At 72.9% G+C, this 13,134-nt stretch carries 8 protein-coding genes; 5 read left to right on the forward strand and 3 right to left on the reverse strand.

Annotated features, from left to right (window positions below; translation table 11 throughout):
• Positions 1 to 200: 200 nt before the first annotated feature.
• On the forward strand, positions 201 to 428 hold the full coding sequence (locus ACGFIB_RS15020) for a DUF6223 family protein (protein WP_393371967.1): 228 nt from the start codon (positions 201 to 203) through the stop codon (positions 426 to 428).
• 47 nt (positions 429 to 475) lie between these two features.
• Here ACGFIB_RS15020 and nagA read toward each other — a convergent pair whose 3' ends face one another.
• Positions 476 to 1,621 carry an N-acetylglucosamine-6-phosphate deacetylase gene (gene nagA, locus ACGFIB_RS15025; RefSeq protein WP_393371970.1) on the reverse strand — a complete coding sequence of 382 codons (1,146 nt, stop codon included), beginning with the start codon at positions 1,619 to 1,621 and terminating at the stop codon, positions 476 to 478.
• Positions 1,622 to 1,931: 310 nt separating this feature from the next.
• On the opposite strand from nagA, the gene ACGFIB_RS15030 reads away from it, so the two are divergent.
• Entirely contained in the window at positions 1,932 to 2,660 is a 729-nt protein-coding gene (locus ACGFIB_RS15030) for a class I SAM-dependent methyltransferase (RefSeq protein WP_393371972.1), read from the forward strand.
• Between the two features lie 271 nt (positions 2,661 to 2,931).
• A complete protein-coding gene (locus ACGFIB_RS15035) occupies positions 2,932 to 4,692 on the forward strand; it encodes a glycerol-3-phosphate dehydrogenase/oxidase (protein ID WP_357238870.1) in 1,761 nt (586 codons plus the stop codon).
• Here ACGFIB_RS15035 and ACGFIB_RS15040 read toward each other — a convergent pair.
• On the reverse strand, positions 4,685 to 7,846 hold the full coding sequence (locus ACGFIB_RS15040; RefSeq protein ID WP_393372787.1) for an aldo/keto reductase: 3,162 nt from the start codon (positions 7,844 to 7,846) through the stop codon (positions 4,685 to 4,687). The two genes, ACGFIB_RS15035 and ACGFIB_RS15040, sit on opposite strands and share 8 nt — an antisense overlap.
• Positions 7,847 to 7,857: 11 nt before the next feature.
• Between ACGFIB_RS15040 and ACGFIB_RS15045 the strand changes: the two genes are divergently transcribed.
• Entirely contained in the window at positions 7,858 to 9,414 is a 1,557-nt protein-coding gene (locus ACGFIB_RS15045) for a succinic semialdehyde dehydrogenase (RefSeq protein WP_393371976.1), read from the forward strand.
• Positions 9,415 to 9,416: 2 nt separating this feature from the next.
• The gene (locus ACGFIB_RS15050; protein WP_393372790.1) at positions 9,417 to 11,171 is read left to right on the forward strand and encodes a GMC oxidoreductase; all 1,755 of its coding nucleotides are present in this window, start codon (positions 9,417 to 9,419) and stop codon (positions 11,169 to 11,171) included.
• On the opposite strand, the gene ACGFIB_RS15055 is transcribed toward ACGFIB_RS15050, so the two are convergent.
• Complete coding sequence (locus ACGFIB_RS15055; protein WP_393371979.1) at positions 11,095 to 13,128, reverse strand: HelD family protein; 2,034 nt, start codon at positions 13,126 to 13,128, stop codon at positions 11,095 to 11,097. The two genes, ACGFIB_RS15050 and ACGFIB_RS15055, sit on opposite strands and share 77 nt — an antisense overlap.
• Positions 13,129 to 13,134: the final 6 nt, after the last annotated feature.

The following is a 13,134-nucleotide window of genomic DNA, read 5'->3' on the forward strand; positions in this document are numbered from 1 at the left end:
TGCGCGCATGGGCGGCTCCTCCGCGCGGATGATCGGCGGCCTACCGCGCCCGCGGTACTTCCACGGCTCCTGCCGCGTCCGCGGCAGCCGGACGCGGCACCGGCGGCAGCGCCGATCGCCCGCTCACGGCGGACGACCGGCGGCGGGTCCGGCGGACATGCTCGGGCGACGTCCAGTCGTTCGAGGAGAAGGAGCCCCTCATGTCCGTCAGTCACCTGCTTGCCGCCGCCCCGACCGCCCCGGCCGCCCTGCTCGGATATGCCGGGCATGCCACGCCGTCGGCGGCGCATCTCCTGGTTCATCCGGCCGGCGTCGGCGCCTATGCCCTGACCGCCGGACGTCTGTGGGCCTTGGCGGCCATGATGCTGGGGCTGGCCGGCGTGGTCGTCGGCGGGCTGGCGCTGACCCGCTCCCGCCGTACCGGCTGATCGGCCAGGGGGCCCGCCGGGCCCAACTTCGGCTTGGCGGGGAACGGTCAGGGGTGGCGGACCCAGGCGCCGCGCTTCATCACGCCGCCGACGCGCAGGTCGTCGTCGAGCACCACGAGATCGGCGTACTTGCCGACCGTGATCGAGCCGATCTCGCCGTCCAGCCCGAGGACGCGGGCGGGGGTGAGCGAGGCCATCAGCGCGGCGTCCACCGGTGAGCGCCCGGCCTCCCGCACGGTGCGGCGGAAGGCCACGTCCATCGTGAGCGTGCTGCCGGCGATCGGGCCGCCTCCGGGCGCGTCGGAGGCGAGCCGGGCCACCCCGTCCACGACGTCGACGGTCATCGGGCCGAGCGGGTAGCGCCCGTCGCCCATGCCCGTCGCCGCCATCGCGTCGGTGACCAGGGCCGTACGGCCCGCGCCCGCGGCGTGCATGGCCAGGCGCAGCATCGCGGGGTGGACGTGGACGCCGTCGTTGATCAGCTCCACGGTCACCCGCTCGTCCTGGAGCAGGGCGGCGATCGGTCCGGGCGCGCGGTGGCCGAGCGGCGGCATCGCGTTGTAGAGGTGGGTGGCCACCGTCGCCCCGGCGTCGATCCCCTCGATCGTCTGCTCGTAGGTCGCGTCGCTGTGGCCGAGCGCGGCGGCGACGCCCTCGGTGGCGGCGTCCCTGATCACGTCGAGCGCGTTCGGCAGCTCGGGCGCGATCGTCAGCATCCGGACGTGGCCCCGCCCGGCCTTCACCAGCGCCCGGAACTCCGCCACGTCGGGCTCGCGCAGCAGCGTGGGCTCGTGCGCGCCGCAGCGCGACCTGGCGATGTAGGGCCCTTCGAAGTGGATGCCGGCGAGCAGGCCCTGCTCGCACAGGTCGGCGAGCGCCGAGGCGGCCCGCGTGAGCGTGTCGGGCGCGGCGGTGACCAGGCTGGCCATCAGGGTGGTCGAGCCCCGGCTCAGATGAAGGGCCGCGGCCGTGGCGGCGGTCTCCGGGTCGCCGTCGGGGAAGCTTCCGCCGGCGCCGCCGTGGGTGTGGATGTCGACGAAGCCGGGGACGACGGTGCGCCCGCCCAGGCCGAGCCCGTCGCGCGGGGCCTGCCCGCGCCCGATGTGGGTGATCCTGCCGTCCTCGATGGTGAGCCAGCCGTCGTGGACGCCGTCGGGAGTGACGACACGGGCATCGGAGAGAGTCACGCTCATGCCGCCATCCTCCCGCGTGCCGCGCGTGCCCGCCGCTCGGGGTCCGGCGGCTCCCGCCGTACGCGGGGGCACGCCGACAGGACGGTCACCACTCCAGAAAGTGCCCATTAGAGCGATAAGTCCACAATGGGCGTGAATAGCGGTTGAAGCTCTATAACGCCATGAAGGGCCGGAAGGGGCACGTCAGGCACCCCGGGAGACGGCATGTCGGGGCACGTCTGCGCACGTCAGGGGGCATTGATCGGGAAACCCGGATCATTCACCCGAGAAACCCTGTACATGACAGGTAAGTCACAGGTAAGAACTAACGATGGTAAATCCGCGTGCGAACTACGGTGTGGACGCCCCCGGCGTACTGGCCGGACTGACCCAGGGCGGGATCGCCGAGTTGGCACTCGCCGCCGTGTTCTTCGGGATCGGCCGGCCGATCCCGGCCGCCGTGCTCCTCGTGGGCGGGATCGTGCTGGTCGTGGGCGGGGCGCTGTTCGCCCACACCACCCTCCGCGGCAAGTTCGAGGTCTGGGACGCCGAACTCGACCGGCTCGGGTTGACGGGGAACGAACAGGTTCTCGACCTGGGCTGCGGCCGCGGCCTGGTGCTGCTCAAGGCCGCGGCGCGGCTGTCGTCCGGGAGGGCCACCGGCATCGACCTGTGGTCGACCAGGGACCAGTCGGGCAACAATCAGGACGCCACCTCGGCCAACGCGCGCGCGGAGGGGGTCGGCGACCGGGTCGACCTGGTCACCGGCGACATGCGCGACCTCCCGTTCGACGACGCCACGTTCGACCTGGTCGTCTCCAGCCTCGCGATCCACAACATCCCGCAGGAGGAGGGCCGCGCGGAGGCGGTGCGCGAGGCCTTCCGCGTGCTCAAGCCGGGCGGGCTGCTGCGGATCGCCGACTTCCGCAACGCCCGCCGGTACGCCGAGGTGCTCACGGAGTGCGGCGCCGCCGATGTCGAGGTCTACGACCTCGGCTGGAGGTTCTGGTACGGCGGGCCGCACGCCCGTACGTCGATGGTCGCCTGCAGACGTCCCTGAGATCAGGGGCCGGTGGGGACGGTCCGCCGCTCACGTCACGGCGATGACCACCTGCCAGGCCCGTCTGATTTGATCACGCAGCGTCCCGGAGTGGGCGCGTGCCGTGTGTGGTGACCGTGATGCGCCTCGCCGCGGGACGGCGAGGGGTGCGCCGAAGTGTTCACCGACTATTAGGAGATCCCTGGAAAAGCGGACGGAAAAGATGGATTGGCGGGTAAATACTCACGGGTAGATTGCTCGGAAGCGGCGAAAGCGGTACAGAAGGAGCCATATGACGGCGAGGATGGGGACGGCGAGGCTCGGCCCGGCGGAACGCACCGCTGCCCTGGCGCGGATGGAGGCGCAGGAACTCGACGTGGTCGTGATCGGCGGCGGCGTCGTGGGCGCCGGTGTCGCGCTCGACGCGGCGACGCGCGGGCTCTCGGTGGGCCTGGTCGAGGCGCGCGACTTCGCCTCCGGCACGTCGTCCCGGTCGTCCAAGCTGATCCACGGCGGGCTGCGTTATCTGGAGCAGTTCAACTTCGACCTCGTCAGGGAGGCCCTGCGGGAGCGGTCGCTGCTGCTCAAGCGGATCGCGCCGCACCTGGTGAGACCGGTGCCGTTCCTGTTCCCGCTCACGCACGCGGGCTGGGAGCGGCCGTACGTCGGGGCGGGGCTCGCGCTCTACGACACGCTCGGGCTGTCCTTCGGCCTCACCCGGGGTGTGCCGGGGCACCGCCACCTGACCCGCCGCCAGGCGCTGCGGGTCGCCCCCTCGTTGCGCAGGTCGGCCTTCACCGGCGCCGTGCAGTACTGGGACGCCCAGGTGGACGACGCCCGCTTCGTGATGACCACGTTGCGCACCGCCGCGACGTACGGCGCGCACGTCGCCTCGCGGGCGCAGGCGGTCGGCTTCCTGCGCGAGGGGGAGCGGGTCACCGGGGTGCGCGTGTGCGACCTGGAGACCGGCGCCGAGCTGGACGTGCGGGCCCGCCAGGTCGTCAACGCGACCGGCGTGTGGACCGACGACATCCAGCACCTCGTCGGCGGCCGGGGGCAGATCCACGTGCGGGCGTCCAAGGGCATCCACCTCGTGGTGCCGCGCGACCGCATCCACTCGCTCAGCGGGCTCATCATGCGCACCGAGAAGTCGGTGCTGTTCGTCATCCCCTGGGGCCGGCACTGGATCATCGGGACCACCGACACCCGCTGGAACCTCGACAAGGCTCACCCGGCGGCCTCGCGGGCCGACATCGACTACCTGCTCGACCGGGTCAACGCGTTGCTCTCGGTGCCGCTGACCAGGGACGACGTCGAGGGCGTGTACGCCGGCCTGCGGCCGTTGCTGGCCGGGGAGTCCGAGGAGACCTCCAAGCTGTCGCGCGAGCACGTCGTCACCCACCCGGTGCCGGGGCTGGTCATGGTGGCCGGCGGGAAGTTCACGACGTATCGGGTCATGGCGGCCGACGCCGTGGACGCGGTCGCGCACGGCCTCGACCAGCGCGTGCCACCGTCCTGCACCGATCAGGTGCCGCTCGCCGGCGCGGAGGGCTACCAGGCCCTGTGGAACTCCCGCCACCGCATGGCGCGCTCCTCCGGGCTGCACGTGGCGAGGATCGAGCACCTGCTGGAGCGGTACGGCTCGCTGATCGACGAGGTGCTGGCGATCATCGAGCGCGACCCCGCGCTCGGCCGGCCCCTCGACGGCGCGGACGACCACCTGCGCGCGGAGATCGTGTACGCGGCGACGCACGAGGGCGCCCGGCACCTCAACGACACGCTGACGCGGCGCACCCGCATCTCGATCGAGACCTTCCACCGGGGGACCGCGGTCGCTCAGGAGGCCGCCGAGCTCATGGCCGGCCCGCTCGGCTGGGACGCCGATCAGGTCAAGCGCGAGGTCGAGTACTACACCAAGCGGATCGAGGCGGAGCGGGCCTCCCAGGAGCAGGACACCGACCAGGAGGCCGACGCCATCCGCCTCGGTGCGCCGGAGATCGTGCCCGTCGCACCCCCGCGCGATCTCGCGAAGGCGCCGGGGACCATCAGATGAAAGGGATCCACGCGCGCTCGGCCAGCGTGGCGGCGTCGCTGACCTTGAGACCGCTGCCGGACACGGTCCACAGGTCGGCGCCTATGACGAGGGAACGGCGGATGCCCTGGTCGGCGGGGGCGAAGCCGCTCCTGGCCGGCGGCCGCGGGTGGGTCACGACGCCCAGCTCGGTGATCTCGCGGTCGCCGACGCGCAGTGCGAGCGCCGCGCTGCCGGCCATCCCGCCGACGGCCCGGTTCCGGAGCGGGAGCACGGCCAGCCCGGTGGCGGGCCAGTAGAGGAAGGCGTGCGGGTCCCACTCGGCCTCCGAGCCGGACCCCTCCCGGTGGAACCGCGACAGCACCGCGGGCGCGGCCGGGTCGGAGACGTCGAACAGCGAGATCTGCGTGCCGAGCACGCGGCCCGCCTCGCTCGCCTCCTGGCCGATGCCGACGAGCCGCCCCTCGCCCGCCGGGTGGAGATAGGCGGAGAATCCGGTGATCTTCAGCTCGCCGGTGACCTTCGGCGCGGCCGGATCCCGCAGGTCCAGCGCGTACAGGGGGTCGGTCTGGCGGAACGTCACCACGTAGCCGAGGCCGTCCGCGAACCGCACCGAGTAGATCCGCTCGCCCTTGCCGAGGCCCGTGACCGAGCCCGTCCGGGCGAGCGTGCCGGCGTCGAGCACGTACACGCCGCTCTCGCCGGTGCCCGGGCTCGCGCCGAGCACCTCGTCGCCGCTGGTCGTCGCCACCCGCAGATGACCGTCGTACTCCGACAGGGAGTACTGGTTCAGCAGCCGTCCCGGCACCGATCCCGACGTGACGTAGCGCGGGGCGCCGGAGGTGGAGACGTCGAAGCGATGCACCTCCGTGCGCTCGGGTGGCACCCCCGGGGTGGCCGTGGGCGCGGCGGCCGACGAGCCGGGCGCGGGCGCCACGTCGATCGGGTGAGCCCCCCACCAGCGGGGATTGCTGGTGACGTAGAGGCTGCCCGCCGTTCCGTACACGGTGTCGCCGTCGGCCGCGACCGCGATCGGCGCAGGGGAGCCGAACGGCGTGGCGGCGGCCAGGTCGATCGTGTGGATGGTCAGCATCGAGGTGCCGGTGAACCGGCCGGGGTGGCTGACCCGGTCGCAGCCGACCCGCTCGGTGCGCCTCGCGTCACCCGACTCGACGTCGTACGACGGCAGCCACGCGTCGGCGGGGGCGGACAGCACGGCCTCACGGTTGCCTTCGAGCAGTTCCCGCTCCGACGCGTTCTCCTTCGGCGGCGGGAAGGCGATCTCCGGCTGGGACCGGACGACGAGCCGCACGGTGGAGCTGGCCTGCCGGGCGTCGACGTGCTGCCCGTGCACGGTCATCGCGCCGAGGACGCGCGGCTCGCCGGACAGGTCCACGAGCACGTACCTCGGGCCGCCGGGGGCGACCCGGGCCGTGGCCGTCGCTCCGAAGGGGATGATCCCGCCCCCCTCGAACAGCACGAGCGCGCGGTCGCCGTGGATCAGCAGGCCGGCCTGGACCCACGATTGGTCCACCGCCTGATCCTGGGCGACGAGCCGCAGCGTCCCGGTGACCTTCCGGGTCCTCGCGTCCACGACGCGCAGCACGCCCCCGGTGACCGTGATCACCCGGTCGCCGTCGGTCTTGACCAGGTCGGGCTCGTCCACGCCCGCCTCGTGCGTGTTCGTGGTCGAGTGCGACTGCTGCTCGGGCATCGCCTGCTTGGCGGTGGCGGCGACGTCGGAGCGGGCCGCGTAGAACATGGAGTCCCCGAAGCCCCAGGGGGTCACGTTCCGCGCGGCCGCCCGCCGCAGCCCCTCCGTCATCTCGTCGCAGTCGGCGTACGCGACGAGCCGCACGTTATTGACCAAATCGGTGCCGGCCGGATCGGTACTGGTCACGTCCGCGGGAGGCGGCGGGAAGTCCTGCGTCGTACGGCCACCCGCGCAGCCCGTGGCTCCCAGGGCCAGCAGCGCGGCGAGAACGCCCGCCGTACGGATCGATGTCCTCATGCCCCCAAGACGGATCACCCTCCGTCCCGGTTCGACGGCCGCCGCCGATCCGGTCGGTGCGCCTCGTACGGCCCGCGCGAGCCCGTCGTCATCCGGGCTGGCAGGTTCCTGCATGGGGTCACCGGAGGAAGGCGTGCAACCGCCGTTCCCCGCCGAGAGCGCTCGGTCCTCCGTGGCCCGGAAGCAGGCGTGTGGCGTCGTCCAGCGGCCGGCAGATGCCACCGAACCGGGAGCGTGCCCGGCGACATGATGGGCCTGGATGGTCAGGCCCGCCGCCTCGACGACCGGAGAGCCGGGCGCTCCGCAGGGGCGCATGTCTGAGGGCTCCGCATCGGGGTGGCCGGCGAGCAGTTCCCGGGGGAAGCTCTCCGGCAGCCCCCGGGCGGGCGCGGCGACCATGAACCGGTCATCGGGATGGACGTACACCGGCACGCCGTAGCGCTCGCTGAGCGGCAGCACGTCCCAGGTATGGTCCAAGTGCACGGTGACTCCCAACCGTTCCGCGAGCTCACGGGCCGGGGCGACGACGGCCTGGTTGGCCGCGAGGGCCTCGGGCTGGAAGCGGGGTGTGCGGTGCCGGCCGTCGACCTGCGGCAGGTCGGAGGAACCGAAGATCCGCCCGGAGAGGAAGCCCCGGCCGAGCGGTGAGTAGGCGATGAACGTGATCCCCCGCTCGCGGCAGTGGTCGAGCACCCCGTCGAGGAGTGGCTCACGGCTCCACAGCGAAAGCTCGGTCTGCACGCTCGCCACCGGGTGGACGGCGTGCGCACGCTCGATCTGCTCGACGGAGACCTCGGACAGGCCGAGCGCCCTGGCCTTGCCTTCGGCCACGAACTCCGCCATCGTCCCCCAGGTCTCCTCGATCGGCACGGCGGGATCGACCCAGTGGAGCTGGTAGAGATCCACGTGATCCGTCCGCAGCCGGCGCAGGCTGTCATGGAAGGCCTTGCGGATGTGCTCCGGGCGTCCGTCGCGGTGGCCGGCGAAGGTCCGCGGATCATCCACCACCAGGCCGCCCTTGGTCGCCAGCACCAACGGGCTCCCCTGACCCTCCCATCGCTTTCCCGTCCCGCGACCGGAGGTCAGGCGGTTCGGACGGGCACGGGCCGGGGGTGCGGCGACCGAGGCATTACTTACCGGTAGCCACGAGCGAGGCTCCGGAATATTCTTCCGGCATGGGTGCCATGAATCGGACGCTCGACGCGGCCATGGTCGACCGGATCCTCACGCACGTCTCCTCCGAGGGCAAGACGCGCGAGATCGTCGCGCCGTTCACCGGCGAGGTCCTGGCCGAGGTCCCGATCTCCACCCCCGAGGACGTCCGCGCGGCGTACGCCAGGGCGGGGGCGGCGCAGGAGGCCTGGGCGGCGCTGCCGGTCCGGGAGCGGATCGCGCCCTTCCTGCGGCTCCACGACGCGCTGCTCGACCGCCGCCAGGAGCTGCTCGACATCGTGCAGTGGGAGACCGGCAAGGCGCGGCGCCACGCGTACGAGGAAGTGGTCGACGTGGCGGGCTGCACGCTCCACTACGCGCGGCGGGCGCCCGGGCTGCTGGAGCCGCAGCGCAGGCAGGGCATCTTCCCGATCGCCACCCGCACGGCCGAGCTGCGCCACCCCAAGGGCGTGGTCGCGGTGATCAGCCCGTGGAACTACCCGCTGGCCCTCGGCGTCTCCGACGTGGTCCCCGCGCTGATCGCGGGCAACGCGGTCGTGCACAAGCCCGACACCCAGACCCCGCTGTCCACGCTGTGGACGATCGACCTGCTGGCCGAGCTGGGCATGCCGCGCGACATCTGGCAGGTCGTGCTCGGCGATCCGGAGGACGTCGGCGACCCGCTGATCGACGGCGCCGGCTATGTCGCGTTCACCGGCTCGACGCGCGGCGGGCGCAAGATCGCCGAGGAGGCGGCCAAGCGGCTCATCGGCTGCTCCCTTGAGCTCGGCGGCAAGAACCCGATGATCGTGCTCGACGACGCCGATCTCGACGTGGCCGCCCAGGGCGCGATCCGGGCCTGCTTCACCAGCGCGGGCCAGCTGTGCATCTCCATCGAGCGTCTCTACGTGCACGAGGCGATCGCCGACGCCTTCCGCGACAAGTTCGTCCGGGCGGTGCGGAACATGAGGATCGGCCCCGGTCTCGACTGGGACGTGCAGATGGGCTCGCTCACCTCCAAGCGGCAGCTCGACGGGGTGTCGGCGCATGTCGAGGACGCCGTCGCCAAGGGCGCCACGGTGCTGACGGGCGGCAGGCCGCGCCCCGACCTCGGCCCGTTCTTCTACGAGCCGACCGTCCTCGACGGCGTTGGCGAGGACATGGCCGTCTGCAGGGACGAGACGTTCGGGCCGGTCGTGTCGCTCTACCGCTTCAGGAACGAGGACGAGGCGGTGCACGCGGCCAACGACACCGCGTACGGGCTGAACGCCTCGATCTGGACCAGGGACGTCGCGCGGGGCCGCCGCCTCGCCGCCCTGATCAAGGCGGGCACCGTCAACGTCAACGAGGGGTACGGCTCGGCGTACGCCTCCTACGACGCGCCGATGGGCGGGATGAAGGCGTCCGGGCTCGGCCGCCGCCACGGCACCGAGGGCCTGCTGAAGTACACGGAGGTCCAGACGGTGGCCAGCCAGGCCACGTGGCTGGGCTTCGAGCCGATCCTCGGCATGACCTACGACAAGTACGCCGACACGCTCGCGGGGCTGCTCAAGACGATGAAGCGGCTGCACCTCAAGTGAAGATGGAAGGCGGGGCGTTGGACTACGACGTCGCGGTGATCGGGTCGGGGTTCGGCGGGAGCGTGACCGCCCTGCGGCTGACCGAGAAGGGCTATTCGGTCGGCGTCCTGGAGGCCGGCCGGCGCTTCGACGAGACGACCCTGCCGAAGACCTCCTGGCGGGCCAGGGACTTCGTGTTCGCGCCCGCGCTCGGCTTGAAGGGCATCCAACGCTTCCACGTCCTGCGCGGCTCCAACGGGGTGATGGTGCTGGCCGGCGCGGGGGTGGGCGGCGGGTCGCTGGTCTACGCCAACACCCTCTACGAGCCGCTCGACCCGTTCTTCGACGACCCGCAGTGGCGCCACATCACCGACTGGAAGGCCGAGCTCGCGCCGTACTACGATCAGGCCAGGCGGATGCTGGGCGTGGTGGAGAACCCGACGGTGACCGCCGCAGACGAGGTGATGAAGAAGGTCGCCGAGCGGATGGGCGTCGGCCACACCTTCCATCTCGCCCCGGTCGGGGTGTTCTTCGGCGAGCCCGGCGCCGAGGTGGACGACCCCTACTTCGGCGGCGCGGGCCCGCGCCGCCGCGGCTGCACCGAGTGCGGTGAGTGCATGACCGGCTGCCGCCACGGTGCCAAGAACATGCTGATCAAGAACTACCTCTACCTGGCCGAGAAGGCCGGGGCGAAGGTTCACCCGGAGACCACCGTGACCGGTGTGCGGCCCGTCGAGGGCGGCTACGAGATCACGGTGAAGCGAACGGGACCGTTCGGGCCCACCCGCACGCTGACCGCCGGGCAGGTGGTCTTCGCCGCCGGGACGTACGGCACCCAGCACCTGCTCCACCGGCTCAGGGCGACCGCGCTGCCCCGGATCTCGCCCCGGCTCGGCGTGCTGACCAGGACGAACTCCGAGGCTTTGCTCGGCTTCGAACGCCTCACCGCGAAGGGCGCCAAACTCAACCGGGGCGTGGCGATCACCTCCTCGATCCATCCCGACCCCGAGACGCACATCGAGCCCGTGCGGTACGGCGACGGCTCCAACGCCATGGCCGCGCTGCGCACGCTGCTGGTCGACGGGGGCGGCCGGGCTCCGCGCTGGCTGAAGTTCCTCGGCGCGGCCCTGCGGCGGCCCCACCTGCTGCCCCGGCTGTTCAACCACCGCCGCTGGTCGGAGCGCGCCGTCATCGCCCTGGTGATGCAGGCCAAGGACAACTCGATCACGCTCTCGCTGAAGGGCGGGAAACTGCGGACGGGCCCGGGCCACGGCGAGCCGAACCCCACCTGGATCCCCGCCGGGCACGAGGCCGTCCGCCTGGCAGCCGAAGAAATCGGCGGAATGCCGGGCGGTTCCTGGCTCGACCTGTTCGACATCCCGGCGACGGCGCACTTCCTCGGCGGCTGCGCGATCGGCGACTCGCCCGAGACCGGCGTGATCGACCCCTACCACCGGGTCTACGGCTACGAGGGCCTGCACATCGTGGACGGCTCGGCCGTGTCGGCCAACCTCGGCGTGAACCCCTCGCTCACGATCACGGCGCAGGCCGAGCGGGCGATGGCGCTGTGGCCCAACAAGGGCGAGCCGGACCCGCGCCCCGCCCTCGGCTCCGCGTACGTGCGGCTCGGGCCGGTCGCGCCCGTGCGGCCGGTGGTCCCCGCGTCGGCGCCGGCCGCGCTGCGCCTGCCGATCGTGGGCATCACGTCAGGGGGGACGTCAGGGGGGACGGCAGCGGACGGCGGTGCACCACGTCGAGACGGGACACCGCGCGGGTGAGCGCCACGTAGAGCCTGCCCAGCCCGCGCTCCTCGGCCGCGACGATCTCGGCGGGCTCGGCCAGCACGACGTGGTCGTACTCCAGGCCCTTGCACAGGGTGGCGGGCACCACGGAGATCCGTACGGACGGGTCGGGCGCGGGGCCGTCGGCGACGGCCAGCCCGGCGCCGGTGAGCGTGGCGCGCAGGCGGCCGGCCGACGCGTCGGCGGCGATGACGCCGATCGAGCCCTCGTGGCCGAGCGCCTCGAACACCGCCGTCACGACCGCCGGGTCGTGCCCGCGGAGCACGCGCAACCGGCCGTCGCGCCGGAAGGACCGGGACGGCGGCACGTCCACCGCGAGCTCGGACAGCAGGCGGTTGGCGAGCTCGACGACGACGGCGGGCGTGCGGAAACCGGTGGTGAGCGCCATGACCGCGGTGTCCGGCTTGCCCAGGTGCGCCATCTGCTCGCCCCAGTTGCGTGCGGCCCACGGGGTCGTGCCCTGGGCCAGGTCGCCGAGCACGGTGAGCGAGCCGTGCTCGCTGCGCCGGGCGACGGCCCTGCACTGCATCGGCGACAGGTCCTGCGCCTCGTCGACGATCACATGGCCGTATCCCCGCGGGCGCTCGATCAGGCCGGCGAGCTCGTCGAGCAGGATCAGGTCGGCGGCCGTCCAGGCGGCGCTCCGGTGGGTGCGCGGTGGTCTCGCCCAGGTGATCGCCGCCCGCTCGACCGCCGTGAGCACGCCCTCGGCGGCCTCCGAGCAATCCGTGAGCACCTCGAACAGCACCTCCTCGGGGCGTACGGCCGGCCAGAAGGCGTCCACGGAGGAGGCGACGGCCCGGGTCGTCCGGCGCGTCCACGCCGTGTCGATCGTCCGGCCGCGAGCCTCCGCACGGCTCCGCACGAGTGACGCCACGCGGGCGACGACGCGCTCGCGGCCCACGGCGTACGGCATCGCCTCGCGCCGGGCCTCCTCGGCCACGTGGCGCAGTTCGCTGCGCGAGACGCGCCAGCGGGAGGAGCCGTCGGCCACGGCGAGCGGCTCCGCGGGCTCGCGGACGCGCCGGTGCAGCGCCCTGCGCAGCACTTCGGCCATGCGCACGTCGTGCTTGACCACGGCGGCGTCCGTGCCGTCGATCCCCCTGGCCGGGACCCGGGCGAGGAGCGCGTCCAGCGTCGTCTGCTCGACGTCGACCTCGCCCAGGGCCGGCAGCACCGCGGAGATGTAGCCGAGGAAGGCCCGGTTGGGGCCGAGCACGAGCACGCCGCCGCGCGACAGCCGCTTGCGGTGGGCGTAGAGCAGGTAGGCGGCGCGGTGCAGGCCGACGGCGGTCTTGCCGGTGCCCGGTCCGCCCTGGACGCACAGGGACTCCTCCAGGCCGGCGCGGACCAGATCGTCCTGCTCCGGCTGGATGGTGGCGACGATGTCGCGCATCGGCCCGACCCTGGGGCGTTCGATCTCGGCCGTCAGGATGCGCCCCGCGCCGTCGAGGTCCGCCCCGTGGTCCACCCCGCGATCCATGCCGTGGTCCGGGCCGCGGTCGAGGTGTTCGTCCTCGAACCCGGTCAGTTCCCCGCCGGCCCAGCCGAAGCGCCGCCGTACGGCCACGCCCCGCGGATCCCGGGCCGACGCCTGGTAGAACGTCCGCGAGATCGGCGCCCTCCAGTCGATCACCAGGGGCGGGCCGCCGCCGTCGGCGGAGACGTGGCGGCGGCCGATGTGGTAGCTCCGTCCGGCGTGCTCGCTCACGGCCGGGCCGAAGTCGAGGCGGCCGAAGAACGGCGGCCCTCCGTCGTCCTCGCCGAGCTCCTTGGCCAGGCTCTTCAGATGGCGGCCCAGCCGTTCGGCGCTGTAGCGGTCGCCCGCCACGGTCTCCCCGACGACCACGTTGTGCCGGGCGCCGTCCAGCATCCGGCGCAGGCCCTCCCTGCAGCGTTCGACGTACGCCTGCTCCTCCTCCAGCGGGGTCATCCGCCG

Origin of the sequence: Microbispora bryophytorum (genome assembly GCF_043197435.1) — a bacterium.
In the GTDB taxonomy this organism is placed as follows: domain Bacteria; phylum Actinomycetota; class Actinomycetes; order Streptosporangiales; family Streptosporangiaceae; genus Microbispora; species Microbispora bryophytorum.